Annotated in this window: 21 protein-coding genes; 11 read left to right on the forward strand and 10 right to left on the reverse strand. The window is 70.1% G+C overall.

The window, feature by feature from the left end; genetic code table 11:
• The first annotated feature begins 13 nt into the window (after positions 1-13).
• A complete protein-coding gene (gene valS / locus MED01_RS10455; RefSeq protein WP_238668312.1) occupies positions 14-2,578 on the forward strand; it encodes a valine--tRNA ligase in 2,565 nt (854 codons plus the stop codon).
• Between the two features lie 44 nt (positions 2,579-2,622).
• On the opposite strand, the gene MED01_RS10460 is transcribed toward valS, so the two are convergent.
• From MED01_RS10460 to MED01_RS10480, 5 genes are all read right to left on the reverse strand, one after another.
• On the reverse strand, positions 2,623-3,267 hold the full coding sequence (locus tag MED01_RS10460; protein ID WP_238668313.1) for a hypothetical protein: 645 nt from the start codon (positions 3,265-3,267) through the stop codon (positions 2,623-2,625).
• A 93-nt stretch (positions 3,268-3,360) separates the two neighbouring features.
• Positions 3,361-4,071: an ABC transporter permease gene (locus tag MED01_RS10465; protein WP_238668314.1), complete on the reverse strand. Its 711-nt coding sequence runs from the start codon at positions 4,069-4,071 to the stop codon at positions 3,361-3,363.
• Between the two features lies 1 nt (position 4,072).
• On the reverse strand, positions 4,073-4,984 hold the full coding sequence (locus MED01_RS10470) for an ABC transporter ATP-binding protein (RefSeq protein ID WP_091406310.1): 912 nt from the start codon (positions 4,982-4,984) through the stop codon (positions 4,073-4,075).
• Positions 4,984-5,889, reverse strand: coding sequence for an ABC transporter permease (locus tag MED01_RS10475; protein WP_238668315.1), 906 nt, complete (start codon positions 5,887-5,889; stop codon positions 4,984-4,986). The genes MED01_RS10470 and MED01_RS10475 overlap by 1 nt, the downstream gene beginning before the upstream one ends.
• A complete protein-coding gene (locus MED01_RS10480) occupies positions 5,882-6,796 on the reverse strand; it encodes an ABC transporter ATP-binding protein (protein ID WP_238668316.1) in 915 nt (304 codons plus the stop codon). Before MED01_RS10480 ends, MED01_RS10475 begins: the two co-directional genes overlap by 8 nt.
• Positions 6,797-7,037: 241 nt before the next feature.
• Between MED01_RS10480 and MED01_RS10485 the strand changes: the two genes are divergently transcribed.
• From MED01_RS10485 to galT, 4 genes are all read left to right on the forward strand, one after another.
• Positions 7,038-8,552, forward strand: coding sequence for a glycosyltransferase family 2 protein (locus tag MED01_RS10485; RefSeq protein ID WP_238668317.1), 1,515 nt, complete (start codon positions 7,038-7,040; stop codon positions 8,550-8,552).
• An 88-nt stretch (positions 8,553-8,640) separates the two neighbouring features.
• Positions 8,641-10,170, forward strand: a complete 1,530-nt coding sequence (gene cysC / locus MED01_RS10490; RefSeq protein ID WP_238668318.1) for an adenylyl-sulfate kinase — start codon at positions 8,641-8,643, stop codon at positions 10,168-10,170.
• Positions 10,171-10,282: 112 nt separating this feature from the next.
• Positions 10,283-11,092, forward strand: a complete 810-nt coding sequence (locus tag MED01_RS10495) for a DeoR/GlpR family DNA-binding transcription regulator (RefSeq protein ID WP_238668319.1) — start codon at positions 10,283-10,285, stop codon at positions 11,090-11,092.
• A gap of 12 nt (positions 11,093-11,104) precedes the next feature.
• The gene (gene galT / locus MED01_RS10500; RefSeq protein ID WP_238668320.1) at positions 11,105-12,181 is read left to right on the forward strand and encodes a galactose-1-phosphate uridylyltransferase; all 1,077 of its coding nucleotides are present in this window, start codon (positions 11,105-11,107) and stop codon (positions 12,179-12,181) included.
• A 372-nt stretch (positions 12,182-12,553) separates the two neighbouring features.
• On the opposite strand, the gene MED01_RS10505 is transcribed toward galT, so the two are convergent.
• Entirely contained in the window at positions 12,554-13,771 is a 1,218-nt protein-coding gene (locus MED01_RS10505; protein ID WP_238668321.1) for an NADP-dependent isocitrate dehydrogenase, read from the reverse strand.
• A 137-nt stretch (positions 13,772-13,908) separates the two neighbouring features.
• On the opposite strand from MED01_RS10505, the gene MED01_RS10510 reads away from it, so the two are divergent.
• Positions 13,909-14,718 carry an MBL fold metallo-hydrolase gene (locus tag MED01_RS10510; RefSeq protein WP_238668322.1) on the forward strand — a complete coding sequence of 270 codons (810 nt, stop codon included), beginning with the start codon at positions 13,909-13,911 and terminating at the stop codon, positions 14,716-14,718.
• Between the two features lie 158 nt (positions 14,719-14,876).
• Here MED01_RS10510 and MED01_RS10515 read toward each other — a convergent pair whose 3' ends face one another.
• Entirely contained in the window at positions 14,877-15,827 is a 951-nt protein-coding gene (locus MED01_RS10515; protein WP_112583765.1) for a malate dehydrogenase, read from the reverse strand.
• Between the two features lie 138 nt (positions 15,828-15,965).
• Positions 15,966-16,826, reverse strand: a complete 861-nt coding sequence (locus MED01_RS10520; RefSeq protein WP_238668323.1) for a bifunctional methylenetetrahydrofolate dehydrogenase/methenyltetrahydrofolate cyclohydrolase — start codon at positions 16,824-16,826, stop codon at positions 15,966-15,968.
• Between the two features lie 482 nt (positions 16,827-17,308).
• Between MED01_RS10520 and MED01_RS10525 the strand changes: the two genes are divergently transcribed.
• From MED01_RS10525 to MED01_RS10545, 5 genes are all read left to right on the forward strand, one after another.
• A complete protein-coding gene (locus MED01_RS10525; protein WP_238668324.1) occupies positions 17,309-18,910 on the forward strand; it encodes a peptide ABC transporter substrate-binding protein in 1,602 nt (533 codons plus the stop codon).
• Between the two features lie 197 nt (positions 18,911-19,107).
• Entirely contained in the window at positions 19,108-20,046 is a 939-nt protein-coding gene (locus tag MED01_RS10530) for an ABC transporter permease (RefSeq protein WP_238658631.1), read from the forward strand.
• 72 nt (positions 20,047-20,118) lie between these two features.
• Positions 20,119-21,075 (forward strand): ABC transporter permease, encoded by a 957-nt coding sequence (locus MED01_RS10535; protein ID WP_238668325.1) that lies wholly within the window; start codon positions 20,119-20,121, stop codon positions 21,073-21,075.
• A gap of 7 nt (positions 21,076-21,082) precedes the next feature.
• Positions 21,083-22,114 carry an ABC transporter ATP-binding protein gene (locus tag MED01_RS10540; RefSeq protein WP_238668326.1) on the forward strand — a complete coding sequence of 344 codons (1,032 nt, stop codon included), beginning with the start codon at positions 21,083-21,085 and terminating at the stop codon, positions 22,112-22,114.
• Entirely contained in the window at positions 22,095-23,132 is a 1,038-nt protein-coding gene (locus tag MED01_RS10545; RefSeq protein ID WP_238668327.1) for an ABC transporter ATP-binding protein, read from the forward strand. Before MED01_RS10540 ends, MED01_RS10545 begins: the two co-directional genes overlap by 20 nt.
• Before the next feature lie 110 nt (positions 23,133-23,242).
• Here the strand turns inward: MED01_RS10545 and purH are convergent, their stop codons facing one another.
• On the reverse strand, positions 23,243-24,814 hold the full coding sequence (gene purH / locus MED01_RS10550) for a bifunctional phosphoribosylaminoimidazolecarboxamide formyltransferase/IMP cyclohydrolase (protein ID WP_238668328.1): 1,572 nt from the start codon (positions 24,812-24,814) through the stop codon (positions 23,243-23,245).
• Positions 24,811-25,431: a phosphoribosylglycinamide formyltransferase gene (gene purN, locus MED01_RS10555; protein WP_091406347.1), complete on the reverse strand. Its 621-nt coding sequence runs from the start codon at positions 25,429-25,431 to the stop codon at positions 24,811-24,813. Before purN ends, purH begins: the two co-directional genes overlap by 4 nt.
• Positions 25,432-25,521 lie beyond the last annotated feature (90 nt).

Below are 25,521 nucleotides of genomic sequence, written 5' to 3' on the forward strand. Positions count from 1 at the left end.
CTACGATCGCAAGATGACCGACACGGCGAGGACGGCCCGCGCCGGCGTTCCCGAGCGTCCGACACTGGACGGGCTCGAGGAGAGCTGGGCACGCCGCTGGCAGGAGGAAGGCACGTACGCGTTCGACCGCTCGAAGCAGCGCAGCGACGTGTTCTCGATCGACACCCCGCCGCCGACCGTATCGGGCGAGTTGCACATGGGGCACGTCTTCTCGTACACGCACACCGACACCACAGCCCGGTACCAGCGGATGCGCGGCAAGGCCGTCTTCTACCCGATGGGCTGGGACGACAACGGCCTGCCCACCGAGCGTCGGGCACAGAACGTGTACGGGGTGCGCTGCGATCCGGCGCTGCCGTACGACCCGGTGTGGCGGCCACCGGCGGCTCCGGTCGACGACGCGGCCCGCCGCAACCCCACCCCGATCTCCCGGCGCAACTTCATCGAACTGTGCGAACGGCTGACGGTCACCGACGAGCAGGCCTTCGAGGCGCTGTGGCGGCGGCTCGGGCTCTCGGTGGACTGGTCCCTGACGTACACGACGATCGGCCGGATCGCCCGGACCACCAGCCAACGGGCGTTCGTCCGCAACCTGCGCCGCGGCGAGGCGTACCAGTCGGAGGCGCCGACCCTCTGGGATGTCGGCTTCGCCACCGCTGTCGCCCAGGCGGAGTTGGAGGACCGGGAGCGCCCCGGCGCCTACCACCGGCTGCGGTTCACCGCGGCCGACGGGCGTGAGGTGTTCATCGACACCACCCGGCCCGAGCTGCTGCCGGCCTGTGTGGCGCTGGTCTGTCACCCCGACGACGAGCGGTACGCCGACCTGGTGGGCGGCACCGTGCGCAGCCCGCTGTTCGACGTCGAGGTGCCGGTGTACGCCCATCCCCTCGCCGAACCCGGCAAGGGCACCGGCGTCGCGATGGTCTGCACCTTCGGTGACCTGACCGACGTGACCTGGTGGCGTGAGCTGGGGTTGGACACCCGGGTGGTGATCGGCCGGGACGGTCGGTTGCTCCCCGAGCCGCCGCACGGCGTGCCGACCCAGCCGTACGCGGCGCTGGCCGGGCAGACCGTCAACGGCGCCCGCCGGGAGATCGTCGGGATGCTGGCCGACACCGGTGACCTGATCGGCGAGCCGCGCCCGATCACCCACCCGGTCAAGTTCTACGAACGCGGCGATCGCCCCCTGGAGATCGTCTCGACTCGACAGTGGTATCTGCGCAACGGCGGCCGGGACGAGGCGCTGCGAGCCACGCTGCTGGGCAGGGGCGAGCAGCTGCACTGGGTGCCGGCGCACATGAAACACCGCTACGACAACTGGGTGGGCGGCCTCAACGGGGACTGGCTGGTCAGCCGTCAACGCTTCTTCGGCGTGCCGGTTCCCGTGTGGTACCGGCTCGACGACACTGGCGAGCCGGACTGGTCCCACCCTCTCACGCCGGACGAGTCGGCGCTGCCGGTCGATCCATCCAGCGATCCGGCACCCGGTTACGACGAGTCGCAACGCGGCCGGCCGGGCGGCTTCATCGGCGACCCGGACGTGCTGGACACCTGGGCCACGTCCTCGGTGACCCCGCAGATCGTCGGTGGCTGGGAGACCGACCCGGACCTGTTCGCCAGGGTCTTCCCGATGGACCTCCGCCCGCAGGGGCAGGAGATCATCCGGACCTGGCTCTTCGACAGCGTGGTCCGTTCGCACTTCGAGCACGGGGTGCTGCCCTGGCGGGACACGGTGCTCTCGGGCTGGATCCTCGACCCGGACCACAAGAAGATGGCCAAGTCCAAGGGGAACGTGGTCACCCCGCTGGCCCTGCTGGAGCAGCACGGCTCGGACGCGGTGCGCTACTGGGCGGCCAGCGGCAAACCCGGCATGGACCTGGCCTTCGACCCGGCGCAGATCAAGGTCGGCCGGCGACTGGCCACCAAACTGCTCAACGCGTCCAAGTTCGCGCTCGGGCTGGGCGCGGCGGACGCGCTGCGCGCCCCGGCGACAACACCACTGGACCGGGCCATGCTCGCCGAGCTGGCAACAGTGGTCACCGCAGCGGGCACCGCCTTCGACTCGTACGACCACACGGCGGCCCTGCAGGTCACCGAGGCGTTCTTCTGGCGGTTCTGCGACGACTACATCGAGCTGGTCAAGGAACGGGCCTACGGCACCGGCGCGGCGGCCGACTCCGCACGGGCCGCGCTGGCCTCGGCGCTGTCGGTCCAGCTGCGGTTGTTCGCCCCGGTGCTGCCGTACGTGACCGAGGAGGTCTGGTCGTGGTGGCGGTACGGCTCGGTGCACCAGGCGCCGTGGCCCACCACCTACGAGGTGGCCCGCACGATCGAGGGCTCGGGTGAGCCGGCGCTACTGCGGCTCGCCGGTGACGCGTTGAGCCAGGTGCGACGGGCCAAGTCGGAGCGGAAGCTGTCGATGAAGGCGGAGGTGCCGTTGGCGGAGGCGCTCGGCCCGGCGGCGCTGCTGGAGCAGCTCACACTGGTCGCCGACGACCTACGGGCGGCCGGCCGGATCGGCAAACTCGACCTGCTCCCGGACCGTACCCCGGAGTTGGTCATCGCCTGCGCCTTCTGACCCGGGTCCGCCGCCGCCCGAGCGGGCGGCGGCGGACCGGCGGCTCACCAGCCGCGCAGGAAACGCAGCCCGAGCAGGAACGCGATCACGGAGGGCCCCACCAGCAGGGTGATCGCCTGGAGGCGGTACGGCATCCGGTGTCGGGTCAACTCGCCCGCGTTGCCCAGCACGATGGCCCCGGCCAGCATCAGGAACGCGCCCCACCAACCGGTCTCCAGGTGGATCAGGTCCACCCGGATCAGTTGCAGGGTCACGCCGAGCAGCGCTCCGGTCAGCGCGAGCAGGGCCACCGCCCGGTGCAGGCCCCGGGCCAGCGGGTGGGCCGCACGCCAGCCGTAGGTGCCGGCCACCGCCAGGCAGGGCAGCACCACCATGAGCGGCCAACCTCGCCCCATCACGCCGAACATCAGCAGCGCGCCGACCGCGAACACCATCGTGCCGACGCAGGCGAGCATGTACCCGCCGAAGGCCCGGCCGCCGCCGCGAGCCAGCAACGGCCCACCGCTGGCCGCGATCAACGCGGCCGGGATCAGGATGAACACCGCCCACCAGTGGAACTGGCCGCTGCCCTGAGCCGCAGTGGCGACAGTGGCACAGGCCAGCCCGGCAACGGCCAGGCTGGTCAGCCACGGCCGGCTGCTCCGGGAGTATGGCTCAGCCAACGACGTCCGCTCCGCTTCGACGCTCACGCCCACCAGCCTGGCCCGAGGTGGCCCGCCCGGTCCATCCGGCCAGCCCTACCGCCACGCGGGGGCTGGCCGGAACGGCGTCTCGCACCGCTGTCAGCTCGTCTCGCCGGCCACGCTGAACGAGCGCAGGCGGTCGATGGCGAGCACTGTGAAGCCGACGCTGACCAGCGCGGTCATCACCGACGCCACCGGCACCGACACGCTCGTCTCCAGCAGCCCGGTGGGGGCGATCCGGTCGGCGAGGGCGATCACGTACTGCTGGATGGAGAGCACCTTGGTGCCGCTGACGAAGTTGCCCAGCAGCCCCTCCCAGATCAGCACGTAGACCAGCCCGAGCAGCACCGGCCGCCTGGTGACCAGGCTGAGCGCGAGGAACAACGCCGAGTACGCGAGCGCGCCGAGCGCCGCCGCGACCGCCAGCGCCAGCCCGAGGCGTACCGAGTCGGCGAGCACGCCCGCGACGTAGAGCGGCACCGCGACGGTGGCCGCGCTGACCCCGGCGGCCACAGCGAGCTTCGGCAGCACGATCTGCCAGCGCGGCAGCGGCTTGGTCAGGATGTGCACCACGGTGCCGTCGTCGATCTCGGCGCCCAACACGCCCGTGCCGATGATCAGCGCAACCACCGGCAGCACCACGGCCAGCCCTAGACCGACAAGCACCGGCGGCCCCCACTCGCCCGGGTCCACCCCCAGCGACCGGCACAGCACGGCCAGCCCGAGCAGCACCAACGGCAGCGGTAGCAGCAGCAGGAACCGACGTCGGCCGAACAAACCGCGCGCGGTGATCCAGGTAACTGTCGACATGTCAGGCCTCCACCAGGTAGGAGAAGACGCTCTCCAGGGACTCGTCGGACGGCACCAGCTGGCGTACCCGGATGCCCTTGTTCAGCGCGATCCGAGGCAGCGCCCGGGTGAACGCGCCGTAGTCACCGGCCCGCACTGTCAAGCCGGTCGGGTCCAACTCGACCCCGCTCACCGACGCCTCCGCGATCAGCGCGACGGCCAGCGCCCGGTCGTCGGTGGAGCGCACCGCGAAGACGTGCGGGCGGTTGGTCATCAACCGGCGGATGGTCCGGAAGTCGCCGGAGGCGGCCAACCGGCCGGCCACCATCACCTGCACCGTTCCGGAGACCTGTTCGACCTCCTCCAGGATGTGCGAGCTGAACAGGATCGTCCGGCCGGCGTCACCCAGGGTGTGCAGCAGCTGCATCATGTGCAGCCGTTGGCGCGGGTCCATGCCGTTGAACGGCTCGTCGAGCAGCAGCACCTGCGGGTCGTGCACCAGCGCGGCGGCCACCCGGGCACGCTGACGCATGCCCTTGGAGTACGTGCCGATCCGGCGGTCCTGCGCCGACTCCAGCTCCACCAGGTCGATCGCCCGTCGGGCCGCGGCCGCCGGGTCGGGCAGTCGGTGCAGCTTCGCGCTGGCCAGCACGAACTCGTACGCGGTGAGGAAACCCTGCACCGCCTCCCGTTCGCTGACCAGCCCCAGCCGCCGGTAGACGTCAGGGTTGCGCCAGGTCGGCTCGTCGTCGAGGGTGACAGTGCCGCGCGACGGGGCGAGGAACCCGGCCATCATGTGCAGCAGGGTGGTCTTGCCGGCGCCGTTCGGGCCGAGCAGCCCGGTCACGCCAGGCCCCAGGGCCATGCTGATGTCGTTGACCGCGACCACGTTGCCGTACCACCGGGACACCCCGGTCAGGCTCAGCGTGCTCATCAGGAGGCGACCTTCCGGTAGCGGGCCAGCAGGAGGGCTGTCGCGCCGGCGACCAACAGCACCGCGGCCAGGGCGTAGACCGGGCCGAACCCGCCGATCATCATCTCGCCCGGATCGCCCTCGACCAGCAGGTCACCCAGCGACCAGATGCCCACCCCCTGCACCAGCGTGGAGGGCGAGGCGAGCCCGGCCAGCTCGTTGGCGGCGCGCGACGGCAGGATGCTCAGCACCCCGACGATCGGGGTGGTCATCAGGAAGACCGCCACCACCCCACCGGCGGCGAAGGCACGCTTGCCGGTCAGCGAGGCGACCAGCAGCCCGACCGAGGCGAAGACCACAGCCCACAGCCCGGCGTAGAGCAGCCCGGGCAGCAGGTCGAGCAGCTCGTTCCACACCCCGCGCATGCCCTGCTTGGTGGTGAAGGCGGCACCCAGGAACATCAGCAGCTGCGGCCCGCCGAGCAACAGCCAGAGGGCGGTGACCAGCGCCAGCAGCTTGGCCAGCGCGTAGTCGGAGCGCGGCAGCGGCCGGGAGAAGTACAGCGGCAGCACACCGCTGCGCAGGTCCCGGGAGACCAGCTCCGGGGCGACGACCGCGACGAAGAAGATGACAAGCCAGCTCATCGCGTCGGCGAACTGGGCGTACGTGGCGACCGGCTCGCCGATCTGGCTGCGTACCGCGGCCAGGGCCACCGCGACCAGGGCGACGATGCCGACCACCAGCCACGGGAAGATCTTGGCCTTGGCGCTGCGCCCGAGACCGAACGCGGTCCGCAGACCGTGCAGGTAGAGCGCGCCGAAGACCTGCCGGCGACCGAGCCTCGGACCTTCGTAGCGTTGGTAGCCGATGTCGTGGATGACGCCTGTCGGCGTGGCGCGCACGGCGGTGGTGGACGGCTCAGGCATGAGTGAGCTCCCTCGTGGCGAAGAGTTCGGCCACCCGGTGCCGGCGCTGGTCGAGTCGGTGCAGTGGCAGGTCCAGTTCGGCGACCGCACCGAGGATCAGGTCGTAGGTGTCGTCGTCGGCGAGCGGCACGAGCAGCAGTCGCCCGTCCCGGGCGACAGGCAGTTTCAGCTCGGCGAGCCGGGCGGCCAGTTCCTCGGTGCCCTCGCTGACCTCCACGGCGAGCACGTCGGTGGCAGAGGTCATCGCGGAGATGTTGTCGGCGCGCAGCAACCGGCCGCCGTCGATGGCGATCAGCGTGTCGCAGATCCGCTCCACCTCGCCGAGCAGGTGCGAACAGACCAGCACGGAGATGCCGAACTCGGTGCCGATCCGGTGTACCAGGGCCAGCATGGCGTCGCGGCCGGCCGGGTCGAGGCCGTTCGTCGGTTCGTCCAGCAACAGCAGGTCGGGGTCGTGCACCAGCGCCTGGGCCAGCTTGACGCGCTGCTTCATACCGGTCGAGTAGCCGCCGACCGGGCGATAGCGCTCCTCGTAGAGCCCCACGTGCCGCAACGCCTCCGAGGCCCGCTCGCGAGCCGCGGTGCGGGGCAGCCCGCTCATCCGACCGAGGTGGGTGACCAGTTCGGCGGCGGACAGGTCCGGTGGGAGGCAGTCGTGTTCCGGCATGTAGCCGACCCGGCTGCGGACAGCCGCCGGGTCTGCGGTCGGGTCGATGCCGAGCACCGAGACCTGACCGCTGGTCGGTGCGATCAGGCCGAGCAGAATCTTGATCAAGGTGGATTTACCGGCGCCGTTCGCGCCCACCAGGCCGATGATCCCGGGCTCGACGGCGACGGTGAGGTCGGCCAACGCGGTGACCCGACCTCCGTACGTCTTGGTGAGCGACTGGGTCGCGATCAGTGTCACGCGTCCAGCGTAGGGAGTCGATGCCCGGCAGGGACACCGGCACGCCCCCGGCACTCCCCTGATCCTTTCCCCGCCGGACCCCTAAGGTCCCCCGCTGCGGCTCACGCCACGTTTCCGCCGGTCCCGCACTCGACCCGACCCCGCCTTGGGAAAGACCCGTCCAAGGTGACACCATTCACCTCCCGTTCACCAGGCGGCTCGACCCGCCCGGTGATCGACCGACGACGCGGGAGGGATCCTGATGGCCGAGGTGGGCGTCCCCAAGGTGAGCGTCGTGGTGCCGGCGTACAACTGCGGTCCACACATCGAGAAGCTCGCTGCCTCGCTGCTGCGCCAGTCACTGCCCGCCGACGAGTTCGAAGCCATCTTCGTCGACGACGGCTCGACCGACGGCACCGCGAAGCGGCTGGACCGGCTGGCCGCCGAGCACCCGCACATCAGGGTGCTGCACATCGAGAACTCCGGCTGGCCGTCGCGGCCGCGCAACCTCGGCGTCGAGCACGCCCGCGGCGAGTACGTCTTCTTCGCCGACGACGACGACTGGTTCGCCGACGAGGCACTGGAGCGGCTCTACGCCTGCGCAAAGGCGAACGACGCCGACATCGTGGTGGGGAAGATGGCCGGGTACGGACGCCCGGTGCCGCGGGAGCTGTTCCGCAAGAACCGCTTCGACGCCACCCTCGGCAACTCCCCCCTTGTCGACAGCCTGACCTGTCACAAGTTGTTCCGGCGGTCGTTCCTCAACGAGCATGATCTGCGGTTCCCGGAGGGCGGCAAGCGTCGGCTGGAGGACCACTCGATGGTCATCCGGGCCTACTTCCTGTCCCGGCGCACCTCAGTGCTGTCCGACTACGTCTGCTACCACCACGTCCAGCGGGGCGACGCGCGCAACGTCACAGCGGGCGAGCTGGACCCGGCGAGCTACTTCGCCAGCGTGCGGGAGGCGCTGGACGTGGTGGACGCCAACACCGAGCCGGGCCCGCTGCGGGACCGGCTGCACCGGCGCTGGATGCGCAACGAGATGCTCAGCCGGCTGCGCGGCAAGCGGCTGCTGAACGCTCCCGAGGCGTGGCTGGAGCAGGTCGCGCTGGAGATCCAGAAGATCATCCAGGACCGCTTCGCTCCGGGCGTCGCCGGTGGTCTGCCGCCCCTGCTGCGAGCCGTGGCGTACCTGGCCGAGCAGGGGCGCGTCGCGGACCTGCGCAGGCTTGCCCGCTGGGAGGCGGGCATCGCCGCACACGGCACTGTCGATGAATTCCAACGTGTCGACCACGCCGTCACGGTGACCGTCGCCGCCGAGCTGCGCGCCGCGGACCAGCCTGTCGGGTTCCGCGCCGACGATGGCCGCGACGTGCTGATGCTCCCGATGGAGGAGGTCACCCCCGAGGTGCTCGACGCCACCGCGCAGGTGCGCAAGGCCCGCCTGGACCTGGTGGCCCGCCACCGGGAGACCGGCGCCGAGATCTTCATTCCGAACACTTTCCAGACCGAGCGGATCACCGGTACGACCGGAGCGGACACCGTCCACCTGGTGCACCGGGCCACCGCCACCATCGACTTCGCCGCCCTCAACGGCGGCCGGACCAGGGGCAGCTGGCAGCTCAAGGCCCGGATCACCAACGTGGGCTGGACCGAGGACGCGCGGCTGCCGTTGGTGTTCATCTGCCGGGCCGACGGCTCGCGACCCCGGATCCGCGACGAGCGGAAGGTGTGGAACCGGGTGCGGTCCGCGGTAGGCCGACGGATCAAGCGCTGATCCGCCCGCGGGGGTCTTGGAGTGGCGCCCTCGACCGATGGGCGGTCGGCTGCGAAACTGTGTGCCGGTCAGCGAGTGGGGGGTGTGGATGAGCAACGGCTGGGTGCTGCCCGACGAGGTGCTACGGGACGCACCGGCGTACACGCCACGTCCCGGTGAGCTCGCGGATCTGGAGCTGCTGCTGACCGGCGCGTACGCCCCTCTGACCGGTTTCATGACCCGCGCCGACCTGGTCTCGGTCAGCCGACGCGGCCGGCTGGCCGACGGCACACCGTGGCAGGTCGCTGTCGTCCTCCAGGTGCCGGCCGCCCTGGCGCAGAGCTTCGATCCGCGCGACCCGGCCCGCCGGGCGCTCGTGCTGACCGACGGGGAGGGCGCACCGACGGCCGCCCTGGACGTGGCCGACGTCTGGCCGGTCCGCGAGGGCGTGGCGGGAGTTGGCGGCCAGGTTCGGCGGCTGGGCGACGGGGGGCACGGTCCGTTCCAGCGCCTGCGGCGTAACCCGGAGGAGGTCCGTGCGCTGCTGCCCCCGGGGCGGGTGCTCGGGGTGATCGCCGACCGGCCGCTGCATCGTCCACAGCTCGCCCAGATCGCCCACGCCGCCCGCACCCTGGCCGCTCACCTGCTCGTGATGATCCCGGTCGGCGAGGGCGGCGCAGACGGGCTTCCGCCGGAGGCGCTGGTCCGTACGATCTTCGCCGCGCGGGACCGGATGCCACCCGCCACCCTGGTCGCGGTGCCGCTGTCGCACCGACGCGAGGAGATCAGCGACGCGCTGCTGCGCGCCCGGGTCTCGGCCGCGTACGGGGTCACCCATCTGCTCTCCACCGGGGAGATGCTCTCCGGCGCCGGGCTGCGGGTGCTGGTGCCGCGCGAACTCGCCTACGACAACCGGGACGGGCAGTGGCGTTGGCGGGAGGACATCCCACCGCGCAACCGCCGGCTCGCGCTGACCCAGCCGGAGATCGACGACCTGCTCGACCGGGGTTTCCCGCTGCCGGAGTGGCACACCCCGCCCGCTGTGGCACGGGAGTTGGCCCGGGCCCGGCCGCCGCGTCGGCAGCGCGGGCTGGTGGTCTTCCTGACCGGTCTCTCCGGCTCCGGCAAGTCGACGATCGCCCGAGGGCTGGCGGACGCGTTACGGGAGAGCGGCGACCGCACGGTGACCCTGCTCGACGGGGACGTGGTGCGCCGGGAACTCTCCGCCGGGCTGGGCTTCAGCAAGACCGACCGGGATCTCAACGTCCGGCGGATCGGCTGGGTTGCCGCCGAGATCGCCCGGCACCGTGGGGTGGGCATCTGTTGTCCGATCGCCCCGTACGCGGCGGCCCGGGCCACCGCCCGGGAGATGGCCCTCGCCGCCGGATCGGGTTTTGTGCTGGTGCACGTGGCCACGCCACTGGAGGTGTGCGAGCGGCGGGACCGCAAGGGCCTGTACGCGCGAGCGCGGGCCGGCCTGCTCACCGGGATGACCGGCATCGACGACCCGTACGAGGAGCCGACCGACGCCGATCTCGTGCTCGACACCACCGACCTGAGCGTGGCGGACGCGGTGCAGGCAGTGCTGCACCATCTGACCGAGACCGGCTGGGTGGAGCTGAAGATCGCCACCGCCTGAGGCGTCGCCGTACCCGTTCCTTCCACAGCTGAGCGGCACGCGCTAGTGTTCATCTTTGTTGGAACACGTTTGACCGCGTGAGGGTACGTGGACGCTCGGGGAGGCACGGCGGATGCTCGCTCAGCAGCGGCAGGCTGCCATCCTGGAGCGGGTCCGCTCGACCGGCGGCGTCCGGGTCAGCGAGTTGGCAGCCGAGTTCGGCGTGTCCGACATGACCATCCGGCGCGACCTCGATGCGCTGCACGAGCGCGGCCTGCTGGCCAAGGTGCACGGCGGCGCCACCACGACCGGGCCAAGCTCGACCGACGAGCCGGGCTTCCGCGCCAAGTCGGTCCGCCAACTGCCCGAGAAGGCCGCCATCGCCGACCGGGCCGCTCAGCTGGTCCGCCCGGCAGCGGCGGTCGCGCTCTCCGCCGGCACCACCACGGCCGAGCTGGCCCGCCGGCTGGTGGACGTGCCCGAGCTGACAGTGGTGACCAACTCGCTGCCGGTGGCCGAGATCATGCACGCCGGTGGCCGCACGGACCAGACGGTGGTGCTCACCGGCGGCGTACGCACACCGTCGGACGCGCTGGTCGGTCCGCTCGCGGTCGGGGCCGTCCGGTCACTGCACCTGGACCTGCTCTTCCTGGGCGTCCACGGCATCACCGAGCGGGCCGGCTTCACCACCCCGAACCTGATGGAGGCGGAGACCGATCGGGCGCTCGTGGCGGCGGCGGACCAGCTTGTGGTGCTCGCCGACCACACCAAGTGGGGCACCGTCGGCATCTCCTCGATCGTCGGGTTGGCGGCGGCCCACGTACTGGTCAGCGACGACCGGTTGCCTCCACCCGCACGACGGGTACTCGGCGAACACGTGGGCGAATTGATCATGGTGAAGGCAACAGGGGGCGGGCCGCGTGACGCGCACGCCGACAACTGAGGGGACGGCGCCGTGAAGCGCACCGCGATCAACCTGGCCGACGGCCGGGAGCTGATCTACTTCGACGAGCGCGACGACGCGGTCCGCGACCAGCCGGACCGCAGGGACCTGCCGCCACCTCCCCCCGCGTCGCAACTGCGCTACGACCCGTTGACCGACGAGTGGGTGGCGGTCGCCGTGCACCGGCAGACCCGCATCTTCCTCCCGCCGGCGAACGAGTGCCCTCTCGACCCTTCGGTGGGCGACCGGCTGACCGAGATCCCCGCACCCGACTACGACGTGGTGGTCTTCGAGAACCGGTTCCCGTCGCTGAGCGGTCGGGTGGCCGAGGAGCCCGGGGAGATCACCCCGTTCACACCGGTCCGGCCGGGCCTCGGCAGGTGCGAGGTGGTCTGCTTCACGTCGGATCACAACGCCTCCTTCGCCAGCCTGCCGCCGCGCCGGGTCCGCACGGTGCTGGACGCCCTCGCCGACCGGACCGAGGTGCTCGGCGCGCTGCCCGGCGTCGAGCAGATCTTCTGCTTCGAGAACCGGGGCGTTGAAATCGGTGTCACGCTGCACCATCCGCACGGCCAGATCTACGCGTACCCCTTCGTGACGCCGCGCACCCGCGCGCTGCTGGCCGCGGCGCGCCGGCACGCCGAGCGGACCGGCGGGGGCAACCTGTACGCGGACGTGCTGGCCGCCGAGCGCGCCACCGGCGACCGGGTGGTCACGGAGAACGAACACTGGACGGCGTTCGTCCCGGCGGCCGCCCGCTGGCCGTTCGAGGTGCACGTCGCACCGCACCGCGTGGTGCCGGACATCCCGGCGCTCAGCGACAGCGAGCGGGACGCCTTCGGGTCGCTCTACCTGGATCTACTGCGCCGCTTCGACGGCCTGTTCGACATGCCGATGCCGTACATCTCGGCCTGGCACCAGGCTCCCGTGCGGGTCGACCGCGAACTGGGCCACCTGCACCTACAGCTGTTCAGCATCCGACGGGCCACGGACAAGCTGAAGTACCTGGCGGGCTCCGAGTCCGGGATGGGCGTCTTCATCAACGACATCGCTCCGGAACGCGCCGCCGACCTGCTGCGCGCCGCCTGAGCAACCCTGCTGTGCGCGCGGCCTGAGCTTGGCGCGGCCTGAGCTTGGTGCGCAGCCTGAGCGTGGTGGGCAGCCTGAGCGTGGTGGGCGGCCTGAGCTTGGCTGGAAACAGGGCGCGGGGGGCCCGGGACAGGGCCCCCCGCAGGGAAGGGACGGCTGGCTGTGCACGGCACAGCCGGGAAGGCTGGCTGATCGGCGCACGGGTGCCGCGGGTCGACCGTGGTCAACCTTCCTGGACGCGACTGGCATCTCGTCCATCCTGGTCAACGAGGCGCGCCGGCCGCAGTGACGCCGATCGGCGCGGCGGCGCTTGACACGCCGAAGCCCGCCGGCTGAGGTGCCGGCGGGCTCCGATGACGCGGTACGCCTGGATCAGGCAGCGATCTTGCGGGCCAGGTTCTCGTCGAGCGCGTTCATGAACTCGTCGGTGGTCAGCCACGGGGCGTCGCGCGAGATGAGCAGCGAGAGGTCCTTGGTCATCTGGCCGCCTTCGACGGTGTCGACGATGACCTGCTCCAGGGTGTTGGCGAACTCGGTGACCGCCGGCGTGCCGTCCAGCTTGCCCCGGTGGGCCAGGCCCCGGGTCCAGGCGTAGATCGACGCGATCGGGTTGGTCGACGTCTTCTCACCCTTCTGGTACTGCCGGTAGTGCCGGGTGACGGTGCCGTGCGCGGCCTCGGCCTCGACGGTACGACCGTCCGGGGAGAGCAGGACGGAGGTCATCAGACCCAGCGAGCCGAAGCCCTGCGCGACGGTGTCGGACTGCACGTCACCGTCGTAGTTCTTGCAGGCCCAGACGTAGCCGCCCTCCCACTTGAGCGCGGCGGCGACCATGTCGTCGATCAGCCGGTGCTCGTAGGTGATGCCGGCGGCGTCGAACTCGGCCTTGAACTCGTTCTCGAACACCTCGGCGAAGAGGTCCTTGAACCGACCGTCGTACGCCTTGAGGATGGTGTTCTTGGTGGACAGGTAGACCGGGTAGTTGCGGTCCAGCCCGTACCGGAAAGACGCCCGGGCGAAGTCCCGGATCGACTCGTCGTAGTTGTACATGCCCATGGCGATGCCGCCGCCGGGGAAGTTGGCGACCTCCATCTCCATCGGCGCGCCGCCGTCGGCCGGGGTGTAGGTGATGGTCACCGTGCCCGGGCCGGGGACAACGAAGTCGGTGGCCTTGTACTGGTCACCGTGGGCGTGCCGGCCGATGATGATCGGCTTGGTCCAGCCGGGGACCAGCCGCGGCACGTTGGACATGATGATCGGCTCACGGAAGACGACGCCGCCGAGGATGTTGCGGATGGTGCCGTTGGGCGACCGCCACATCTTCTTCAGGCCGAACTCCTCGACCCGGGCCTCGTCCGGAGTGATGGTCGCGCACTTGACGCCGACGCCGTGCTCCTTGATGGCGTTGGCGGCGTCGATCGTGACCTGGTCGTCGGTCTCGTCGCGGTGCTGGATCGACAGGTCGTAGTAGTGCAGGTCGACGTCGAGGTAGGGCAGGATCAGCTGCTCCCGGATCTGCTTCCAGATGATCCGGGTCATCTCGTCGCCGTCGAGTTCTACGACCGGGTTGTTTACCTTGATCTTCGCCATCGGCCGGCGCTCCTCTCGGGGGACACGTGCTCAAGCAGTACGAGCGTACTGCAATTGGGCCGGCAGCCCCCAGCCGGCCTCTACCGGCCGGCGGAACCGGGCTGCGCGGAACAGGAATGCCCTGGAATCATCGTCCGATGCCACTGAACCGCACCCTCGGGTCTATCACGGTCACCGCGCTCACCGACGGTGAGGGTGCCTTCTTCCAGCCTCGCGCGGAAGCGTTTCCGCAGGCCACAGCGGCACACTGGGCGGAGGCCGACCGGCGCGACCCCGGCTCGGTGACCGCCGACGGGCAGTGGTGGCTGCCATTCCGCAGCTTCGCGATCCGCGCCGGCGACGGGCCTGTCACGCTTGTCGACGCCGGGATCGGCCCAGCCGACGCACCCGCCGCGAGCTGGGCGCCCGTGCCCGGGCGACTGCCCGCCGAGCTGGCCGCAGCGGGCATCGACCCCGCCGATGTCGACACTGTCGTCCTGACCCACCTGCACAGCGACCACATCGGCTGGGCGGTCACCGGCACGCCGGGGCGGCCGTACTTCCCGAACGCGAGCTACCTGCTGCAACGCGCCGAACTCGACGCGGCGGAGACGCTCAACCCGGGGCTCCCGGCCGGCCTCATCGCGCCCCTGCGCGCCGCCGGCCAGCTCCGGGTGGTCGACGGCGAGACCGCCCTCACCCCAGCGGTACGTCTGCTGCCCACCCCGGGCCACACGCCCGGTCACCAGTGCGTGCTCCTGACCTCGGCCGACGAACGGATGCTGCTCACCGGGGACCTGCTGGTGCACGTTCTGCAACTCGTCGACCCCGACCTGGCGTACGCCCACGAGGAAGACCCGGAAGTCGCCCGCACCTCGCGGCTGACCGCCCTACGTACCCACTCCCCCACCGTCCTGGCCACCCCCCACCTCGGCACCCCCTTCACCACCCATCCCAGCCCCGGTTGATCAAGAGGTTTGCGTCACCACAACCGCGATCCCTGACGCAAACCTCTTGATCAACCGGGGCGGGTGGGGCTGGGTGGGGTGGGGCGGGTGGGGGGCTGGACGGCGAAGGGCGCGCCGGGTTTGCCGGCGCGCCCTTCGCTGATGCTGTGTTTCGGGAACTACATGCTGGAGATGTCGCCCTGCTTGGCGCGGACGGCTTCGGCAGCCTCCAAGAGGCTGGCGCGCTCGTCGGCGTCGAGGTCGGTCTCGACGACCCGCTTGACGCCCTCGGCGCCGATCTCGGCCTCGACACCCAGGTAGACGCCGGAGATGCCGTACTCGCCGTCGACCCAGGCGCAGACCGGCATGACCTCGCCGGAGTCCTCCGCGACGGCCTTCGCCATCCGGGCCGCGGCGGCGGACGGGGCGTAGTAGGCCGAACCGGTCTTGAGCAGCGCGACGACCTCGGCGCCACCGTTGCGGGTCTTGACGACCAGCTCCTCGATCTGCTCGGCCGGCATGGCGTCGCGCAGCGGCTTGCCGTTGACGGTGCTCTTCGACGGCACCGGGACCATCGTGTCGCCGTGCGAGCCGAGGGTCAGCGTGCGCACCGAGGCCACCGGCACGTTCAGCGCCTCGGCGACAAAGTTGCTGAACCGGGCGGTGTCGAGCATGCCGGCCTGGCCGAGCACCCGGTTCTTCGGGAACTGGGTGGCGAGCTGGGCCAGCGCGGTCATCTCGTCCAGCGGGTTGGAGACCACGATGACGACGGCGTTCGGGGCGTACTTGGCGACGTTCTCGGCGACCTGGCGGACGATCTTGGCGTTGGTCTCCAGCAGGTCCATCCGGCTCATGCCGGGCTTGCGCGGCAGACCAGCGGTGATCACGACGACGTCGGAGCCCTCGATGCTCTCGTAGCCCTCACCGTTGGGGCCGGTGGTCACGCCGACCACCTTGGTCTCGAAGCCCTCGATGGCCCGGGACTGGTTGAGGTCGAGCGCGAGGCCCGCGGGCTTGCCCTCCACGATGTCAGTGATCACTACGGTGTCGAAGACGTCGTACTCGGCCAGGCGCTGTGCGGTGGTGGAGCCGTAGAAGCCAGCCCCGACGACAGTGACCTTCTTACCCATGGTCGTCCCACTCCCTGATACCAGTCGGTTTTCCGGACCGTATCAGTCATCCTGGCACCGATCAGGCCAGGGGCGGCGGCCATCGCCGGGATGGGGCGAACGTCACCGCCGTCTGGTTCGGCGTCGCCGAGGCGCGGGTCAGCCGCGCTCGGCGCGCTCGACGACGTTGGTGAGCAGCATGGCCCGGGTCATCGGGCCCACGCCGCCGGGCATGGGGACCAGCGCGCCAGCCGTCTCGGCCACCTCCGGGTCCACGTCGCCGGTGTAGCGGCCCTTGCCGTCCGCGCCGATCACGCGGGTGATGCCGACGTCCACCACCACCGCACCGGGGTTGATCATGTCGGCGGTGAGCAGACCCGGTACGCCGGCCGCGACGATGACGATGTCGGCGGCCCGGGTGTGCGAGGCCAAATCGAGGGTGCCGGTGTGGCAGAGGGTGACAGTGGCGTTCTCGCTGCGCCTGGTGAGTAGCAGGCCGAGCGGTCGGCCAACAGTGTTGCCGCGACCGACCACAGCGACGGTGGCCCCGCGCAGCGCCACGTCGTGCCGGCGGAGCAGCTCGACGATGCCGCGCGGCGTGCACGGCAGCGGACCGTCGTAGCCGAGCACGAGCCGACCCAGGTTGACCGGGTGCAGGCCGTCGGCGTCCTTGTCCGGGTCGATCAACTCCAGCACCCGCTGGGTGTCGAGGTGGCCCGGCAGCGGCAGTTGGACGATGTAGCCGTGGCACGCCGGGTCGGCGTTCAGCTCGGCCAGCACGTCGTCGACCTGCTGTTGGGTGGCGTCGGCCGGCAGTTCGCGGCGGATCGAGGCGATGCCCACCTCGGCGCAGTCGCGGTGCTTGCCGTTGACGTACGCCTGGCTACCCGGGTCCGCCCCGACCAGGACCGTGCCGAGCCCGGGGGTGATGCCGCGTTCCGCGAGTGCCTTCACCCGGATGCGCAGCTCGTCCTTGATCTCCGCTGCGGTTGCCTTGCCGTCCAGAAGCGTCGCCGTCACGACCGAATCGTCTCACGACCACCGCCCGCGGATCAGACGACCTCGCTCGGGCCGTCCGCCGCCCAGTACTGCCGGGTTGCCGTCGGGCGGCCCGGGCCATGGTGGGGTGGCTGCCGCTGGAGTAACCGTGTGTGAGGTGTTGCTAGTCACTTTCGGTGACGATTTGTGGATTCGATCACGGTCGAACCAGACAGAGCGGGGCGGAACTGCGGAGATGGGACGGCCACCCCAGGCGGTGTCGAGGCGGCCAGGCGGGGCCGAACGCACTGTCATTCGCCGGGATTTTCGCAGCTCAACGTCAATACGCCCGGTTTGGGGTAGCAGGTTCACTCGTTCCCGACAACTGAGGTAACCCCGGACTGTTACCCACCCGCAACCGCGTCGTTGTCGAAGCCCCGTCGCCGACCTACCGTTACGGCTTGTTGCGCAGCGTAACCCAGCGTCGGGCCTGACTGCGCAGCGTGAGGAGATGAGGAGGCTCAATGCGAGTTCGTAGACTCGCCGCCTGGACCGCCCTCCCGCTCGCGGTGACGCTGGGCCTCGCGGCCTGCGGCAGCGGCGGAGACGGTGGATCCGGTGGCAGCGACAGTTCGGTGGTCAGCATCCAGATCGCCGAGCCGAAGCACCTGGTTCCCACAAACACCACCGAGACGTCCGGATCGCAGGTGATCGCCGGCCTGTTCAGCCCGCTCGTCGACTACGACGCCCAGAACAAGCCGTACGAGGTCGCCGCGCAGTCGATCACCTCGTCCGACAACAAGGTCTGGACGATCAAGATCAAGGACGGCTTCACCTTCCACAACGGTGAGAAGGTCACGTCCCAGAACTACATCAACGCCTGGAACTACGGCGCGTACGCCCCGAACGGTCAGGACACCAACCCCTTCTTCGAGAAGATCGCTGGTTACGCCGACCTGCAGGACAAGGCGCCGAAGGCCAAGGAGATGTCCGGCCTGAAGAAGGTCGACGACCTCACCTTCACAGTGACGCTCTCGGAGCCGTACATCGACTTCAAGACGACGCTGGGCTACAACGCGTTCTTCCCGATGCCGGACGCCGCGTTCTCGGCGCCGGGCGTGCTCAAGGACTCCTACGAGCAGGCGCCGATCGGGCAGGGCCCCTTCAAGATGAAGGGCACCTGGCAGCACGACAGCAAGATCGACGTCGAGCGCTACGACGCGTACCCGGGCGAGAAGCCGAAGGTCAAGAACATCGAGTTCCGGATCTACCAGCAGCTCACCGCGGCCTACGCGGACGTCCTGGCGGACAACCTGGACGTGCTGCCCACGATCCCGACCGAGAGCCTGAGCACCGCGCCGAGCGACCTGGGTGACCGGTACAAGACCAGCCCGATGTCGTCGTTCCAGTTCCTCGCGTTCCCGACGTTCGACAAGGACTACAGCAACCCGGACGTGCGCAAGGCCATCTCGATGGCGATCGACCGTGACGAGATCACCAAGTCGGTCTTCAAGGGTTCGCAGACGTCGGCGCGCTCCTTCGTCGCTCCGGTCCTGCCGGGCTACCGGGAGGACACCGCTGGCAAGGCCGCCGAGTTCAACCCGACCGAGGCCAAGAAGCTCTACCAGGCCGCCGGCGGTCCGGCGAAGATCGTCATCTCGTACAACGGCGACGGCGGGCACAAGGACTGGGTCGACGCCACTGTCAACCAGCTCAAGGCCAACCTGGGCGTGGACGCGGTCGGCTCGGTCGAGCCGAAGTTCGCCGACCTGCTGACCAAGGTCGAGAAGAAGACGCCGGTGGGTGCGTTCCGGATGGGTTGGGTCATGGACTACCCGACCATGGAGGACTACCTCGGCCCGCTGTACAGCACGAACGGCTCGTCGAACTACTACGGCTACAGCAACCCGGAGTTCGACAAGCTGGTCAAGGAGGGTTCCGCCGCCAAGACGCAGGACGAGGCGATCGCCAAGTACCAGCAGGCGGAGGACATCCTGGCCAAGGAGATGCCGGTGATCCCGCTCCGCTTCGGCGAGAACGTGTTCGGCCACTCGTCCAAGGTCAAGAACGTGGAGATGGACCTGTTCCAGCGGGTCAACCTCGTCAAGATCGAAGCAGCCAGCTGAGCTGACCATGGTGCGGGCCATCCGGGCGACGAAGCCCGGGTGGCCCGGACCGCACCACCGGGGCCGGGCCGCAGCAGCGGACCCGGCGTCGGTGGTGCCGGCTCCCCCGGGCCGGACGGAACGTCTCGGATATTTCGGGTACGACCAGAGATGCCGTCCTGCGACCCTTTCGCACATTTCCGGAGAGACTGCTAAGCATGTTCCGCTACATCCTGCGGCGCCTACTGCAGATGGTCCTGGCGTTCTTCGGGACCACCCTGATCGTCTACGCGCTGACATTCGCCGGGCAGGGCGACCCGATCCAGGCGCTCGCCGGCGAACGGCCGGTGACGCCAGCGCAGCGGGCCTACCTGACCGAGAAGTACCACCTGGATGCCACTGGCGTCGGCGGCTTCTTCTACCGCTACTTCGACTACGTGAAGAACCTGCTCCAGGGCAACCTGGGCGAGTCACTCACCGGTCGGAACATCGGAGACATCCTTCAGCAGGCCTGGCCGGTCACAGTGCGGCTCGCGCTCATCGCGCTCGCTGTGGCGATCATCTTCGGCGTCACAGCCGGGGTGCTCGCGGGCATCCGCCGGGCCAGCATCTTCGACAACTCGACGCTGGTGCTGACCCTGCTGGTGCTGGGCATCCCGACCATCGTGCTGGCGCCGTTGGCGCAGTACTTCCTCGGCGTCAAGTGGCAGCTCTTCCCACCCACCGCCGGCTCGGACCCGACGTTCTACGCGCTCCTCCTGCCGGGCATCGTGCTCGGCTCGCTGTCGCTGGCCACCGCCCTACGACTCACCCGGGCCTCGGTGGCGGAGAACCTGCGCGCCGACTACGTCCGGACCGCCCGGTCAAAGGGCCTGGTCAAGCGGCGCATCGTCGTCGTCCACGTGCTGCGCAACTCGCTGATCCCGGTGGTCACCTTCCTCGGTGTGGAACTGGGCAACCTGATGAGCGGCGCGATCATCACCGAGGGCGTCTTCAACATCCCCGGCGTGGGCTTCAACCTCTTCCGCGGCATCCGCACCGAGGACGGCCCCCTGGTGGTGGGCATCGTCAGCGTGCTCGTCGTGGTCTACCTGGTCTCGAACCTGGTGGTGGACGTCCTGTACGCCGTACTCGACCCGAGGATCCGCTATGAGTGAGCGCAGCGAACGAATCATCAGCGCAGCGTGCTTGGGCTCTCATGCCGGCGCCGAGCGCAGCGAGGTGCAGGCATGAGTGACTTTGAGACCGTGGCGGCCACCGAGAACCAGGCCGCGCGACGTGGCCCCTCCGGGGAGCCGGGCACGCCCAACCAGATCGGCGCCGCGCAGAAGCCCCGCAGCCTGGCCGGGGACGCCTGGCGTGACCTGCGCCGCAACCCGATCTTCTGGATCTCGCTGGCGCTGGTCGTCATCTTCAGCCTGATGGCGCTGTTCCCGGGGGTCTTCACCGCCAACAGCCCGAGCGACTGCCTGCTCTCCCGGCAGCACGCCGGGCCGTCCGGCGGGGCCATCTTCGGGTACGACTTCCAGGGCTGCGACACGTACTCCCGGGCGGTCTACGGCACCCGCGCGTCGCTGCTGGTCGGCGCGCTCGCCGCGCTCGGCACCGGCATCATCGCGCTGGTGATCGGCATGTTGGCCGGTTACTTCGGCCGCTGGGTCGACGCGGTGCTCTCCCGGGTGATCGACGTGGTGCTCGGCATTCCGCTGCTGCTGGCCGCGATCGTGCTGCTCAAGCGGGTGTCCAGTGACAGCCAGTGGGCTCGGATCGGCGCTGTCGTCTTCGTGTTGGCTCTCCTTGGCTGGACCACCGCTGCCCGCGTGGTCCGGTCCTCGGTGATCACCGCGAAGGAGCAGGACTACGTCGCGGCGGCCCGGATGCTCGGCGCCGGCAACAGCCGGATCATGTGGCGGCACATCCTGCCGAACTCGCTGGCCCCGGCGATCGTCGTACTGACCATCGCGCTCGGCTCGTTCATCGCGGCCGAGGCCACGCTCTCCTTCCTGGGCATCGGCCTGAAGGCGCCCACCATCTCCTGGGGTCAGGACATCGACACCGGCCGGATCCACATGCGGGAGGCGGCCACCCCGTTGATCGTCCCGTCGGCCTTCCTGGCGCTGACCGTGCTGGCGTTCATCATGCTCGGCGACGCGATCCGTGACGCCTTCGACCCGAAGCTGCGGTGAGAACCTCATGACCGTCAATCCAACTCCCGCCTCTGCCACACCAGAGGGCGGTCACCTGCTGGAGTTGCGGGACCTGCACGTCGAGTTCCGCACCAACGAGGGTGTCGCCCGGGTGATCAACGGCGTGTCGTACCACCTGGACGCCGGCGAGACCCTTGCCGTGCTCGGCGAATCCGGCTCGGGTAAGTCGGTCACCGCCCAGGCGATCATGGGCATCCTGGACACCCCGCCAGCGTTCGTCCGCTCCGGCCAGATCCTCTACCAGGGTGAGGACCTGCTGACCCGCTCCGAGGAGCAGCGGCGGCAGGTACGTGGCAAGGAGATCGCGATGATCTTCCAGGACGCGCTCTCCGCCCTCAACCCGGTGTTCCCGGTCGGCTGGCAGATCGGTGAGACGCTGCGCCAGCGCGCCGGCATGTCCCGAGCCGACGCTCGACGTCGTGCCGTCGAACTGATGGATCTGGTCAAGATCCCGGGTGCCGCCAAGCGGATCGGCGACTACCCGCACCAGTTCTCCGGCGGCATGCGGCAGCGCGTCATGATCGCCATGGCGTTGGCGCTGGACCCGAAGGTGCTGATCGCCGACGAGCCCACCACGGCCCTCGACGTGACAGTGCAGGCCCAGATCATGGACCTGCTGGCCGACCTGCGCCGGGAACTCAACATGGCGATGATCCTGATCACCCACGACCTGGGTGTGGTCGCCGGTGTCGCGGACCGGATCGCTGTCATGTACGCCGGCCGGATCGTCGAACACGCCGACGTCCGCTCGCTCTACAAGGCGCCCGCCCACCCGTACACCAAGGGGTTGTTGGAGTCGATCCCGCGCCTGGACGTTCGCGGTCAGGAACTGTCGACGATCAAGGGGTTGCCGCCGAACCTGATGCGCATCCCGTCCGGCTGCCCGTTCCACCCCCGGTGCCCGTACGTCCAGCAGGTCTGCGTGGACGAGGTGCCGCACGACCTGGTCCTCGGCGACGGCCGGACCAGCGCTTGCCACTTCGCGCAGGAGGTCCGTGATGACAGCGTCGCCAGCTAACCCCACCAAGGTCCGCGGCGAGACCATCCTCTCCGTCGACAACCTGGTGAAGCACTTCCCGATCACTCAGGGCGTGCTGTTCCAGCGACAGATCGGGGCGGTGAAGGCCGTCGACGGGGTGAGCTTCGAGCTGCGTCGGGGCGAGACGCTCGGCGTGGTCGGCGAGTCGGGCTGCGGCAAGTCCACCCTCGCCCGGCTGCTGATGCGGTTGGAGACACCCACCTCCGGACGCGCCACCCTGGAGGGCAAGGACCTGTTCAAGGCTTCCGGGGGTGAGCTGCGCCGGCTGCGCCGCAACATGCAGATGGTGATGCAGGACCCGTACACCTCGTTGAACCCGCGGATGACGGTCGGCGACATCATCGGCGAGCCGTTCGAGATCCACCCGGATGCCGCGCCGAAGGGCAGCAAGGCCAAGCGGGTCCAGGAGCTGTTGGACCTGGTCGGGCTCAACCCGGAGCACATCAACAGGTACCCGCACCAGTTCTCCGGCGGTCAGCGTCAGCGCATCGGCATCGCCCGCGCCCTCGCGCTGAAGCCCGAGGTGATCGTCTGCGACGAGCCGGTGTCGGCGCTCGACGTCTCCATCCAGGCCCAGGTGATCAACCTGCTCAAGCAGCTACAGGGCGAGCTGGGGCTCTCGTACATCTTCATCGCGCACGACCTGTCGGTGGTGCGGCACATCGCCGACCGCGTCGCGGTGATGTACCTCGGTCGGATCGTCGAGATCGGCACCGAGGACGAGATCTACGAGCGGGCCACCCACCCGTACACCCAGGCTCTGCTCTCCGCGGTGCCGGTGCCGGACCCGGAGGCCCGCGACCAGCGCAACATGATCCGGCTGGTTGGCGACGTGCCCAGCCCGGCCGACCCGCCGAGCGGGTGCCATTTCCGGACCCGCTGCTGGAAGGCCCAGGACATCTGCGCCACCGAGGACCCCAAGACGGTCCCGAGGGCAGCGGACCCCCACCCCTCCGCCTGCCACTTCGCCGAACTCCGCCCAGCCACCCCGGCCTAACGCCCCCGCGGTTGATCATGAAGTTATTGCCCTGACACGCCGACGTGCAGGGCAATAACTTCATGATCGACGGGGTCGAGCCGGGGGCCGGGGGGCCGGGGGGCCGGGGGTTAGTGGAAGAAGTGGCGGGTGCCGGTCAGGTACATGGTTACGTTGGCCTTCTTGGCCGCTTCGATGACTTCCTCGTCGCGGATGGAGCCGCCGGGCTGCACGATCGCGCGGACGCCGGCGTCGATGAGGATCTGCGGGCCGTCGGCGAACGGGAAGAACGCGTCCGAGGCGGCGACCGAGCCGCGCGCACGATCGGCGCCGGCGCGGGCGACCGCGAGCTGCGCCGAGTCGACCCGGTTGACCTGACCCATGCCGACCCCGACGGTGGCGCCGTCCTTGGCGAGCAGGATCGCGTTGCTCTTCACCGCGCGGACCGCCCGCCAGGCGAACGCGAGGTCCCGCAGCAGTTCCTCGTCGGCGGCCTCGCCGGTCGCCAACTGCCAGTTGGCCGGGTCGTCGCCGGGGGCGTTCACCCGGTCGGCGACCTGGGCCAGCACGCCACCGGTCACCTGCCGCACCTCCACCAGCGCCGGCGTCCACGCCGGTGCCCGCAGCAGCCGGATGTTCTTCTTGCCCTGCAACACGTCGACAGCACCCTCATCGAAGCCGGGGGCGACCAACACCTCGGTGAAGATCTCGGCGACCTGCCGGGCCAACTCGACCGAGACCGGCCGGTTGACAGCGATGACGCCGCCGTACGCCGACACCGGGTCGCAGGCGTGCGCCAGGCGGTGCGCCTCGGCGACGTCCGCGCCGACAGCGATGCCGCACGGGTTGGCGTGCTTGATGATCGCCACCGCCGGCTGGTCGGCGAAGTCGTTCGCGGCCCGCCAGGCGGCGTCGGCGTCGACGTAGTTGTTGTACGACATTTCCTTGCCGTGCAACTGCTCGGCCTGGGCCAGCCCGGCCGGGGCGTCCGGGTCGGTGTAGAGCGCGGCGGCCTGGTGCGGGTTCTCGCCGTAGCGCAGCGCTGTCGACTTGCGCAGCGCCAGCCCCGCGAACTGCGGCCACGAGTCGTCGGCGGGTGCCAACTCCTTGGCGCACCACTGGGCCACCGCGACGTCGTACTCGGCGATGTCGGCGAACGCCCGGGCGGCCAGCGCGCGACGCTGGGCCAGCGTGAAGCCACCCTCGCTGAGCGCGCCGATCAGCGCCGGGTAACCGGCCGGGTCGGTGAGCACGGCGACCGAGGCGTGGTTCTTGGCGGCGGCCCGCACCATGGCCGGGCCACCGATGTCGATCTGCTCCACGCACTCCTCGACGTCGGCGCCCGAGGCGACCGTCGCCTGGAAGGGGTAGAGGTTGGAGACCAGCAGGTCGAACGCCGCCACACCCAGCTCGTCGAGCTGCGTGACGTGGGAGTCCTTGCGCAGATCCGCCAGGAGACCCGCGTGCACCTTCGGGTGCAGGGTCTTCACCCGGCCGTCGAGCACCTCGGGGAACCCGGTCACCGTCTCCACCGGCGTCACCGGCACCCCGGCGGCGGCGATGGTGCCCGCCGTGCTGCCGGTGGACACGATCTCCACACCGGCCGCGTGCAGGGCCTGAGCCAGCTCGACCAGCCCGGTCTTGTCGTAGACGCTGACCAGCGCCCGCCTGATCGGGCGGCGCCCGTCCTGAGTGGGACTCACGGAACCGTGACCTTCCTTCCGGTGATGGTCCAGCCTTCGCGGACCAGCCGACCGACCTGCTCGACGAGCTGGCGTCGCTCGGCTTCCTTGATGCGCTCGGTGAGCGTGTCGACGTCGTCGTCGTCCAGCACCGGCACCGCTACCTGCGCGACGATCGGCCCGGTGTCCATGCCGGCGTCGACGAAGAAGAGGGTGGCTCCGGTGAGCTTCACGCCGTAGGCGAGGGCGTCACGCGGGCCGTGGATGCCGGGAAACGCCGGCAGCAGCGTGTTGTGGGTGTTCAGGTAGCGGTCACCGAAGGCGGCGAGGAAGTGCGGGCCGACAAGCTTGAGGAAACCGGCGGAGATGACCAGGTCGGGCTGGTGCTTCGCGACGTGCGCGGTGAGCGCGCGGTCCCAGTCCTCCCGGGTGTCGTGGTCGCGGACCCGTTCGACGAAGGTCGGCACTCCCGCCGCGTCGGCCCGGTCCAGGCCCGCGATGCCGTCGCGGTCCGCGCCGACCGCGACCACCTGTGCGCCGTACGCGGGGTCGGCGGCGGCATCCAGCAGCGACTGAAGGTTGCTCCCGGAGCCGGAGATGAGGACGACGATGCGGGCGACAGGCGCGGGCTCGGTCACCGGGCCACCCTATCGGGCAGGTCAGGGACCCCCTTCGACCGGGCGGTGCGCCGATCTTCGACGGTGCCGACGTGCGTCGACCCGGTACGC

This window comes from Micromonospora alfalfae, assembly GCF_022230925.1.
GTDB lineage: Bacteria > Actinomycetota > Actinomycetes > Mycobacteriales > Micromonosporaceae > Micromonospora > Micromonospora alfalfae.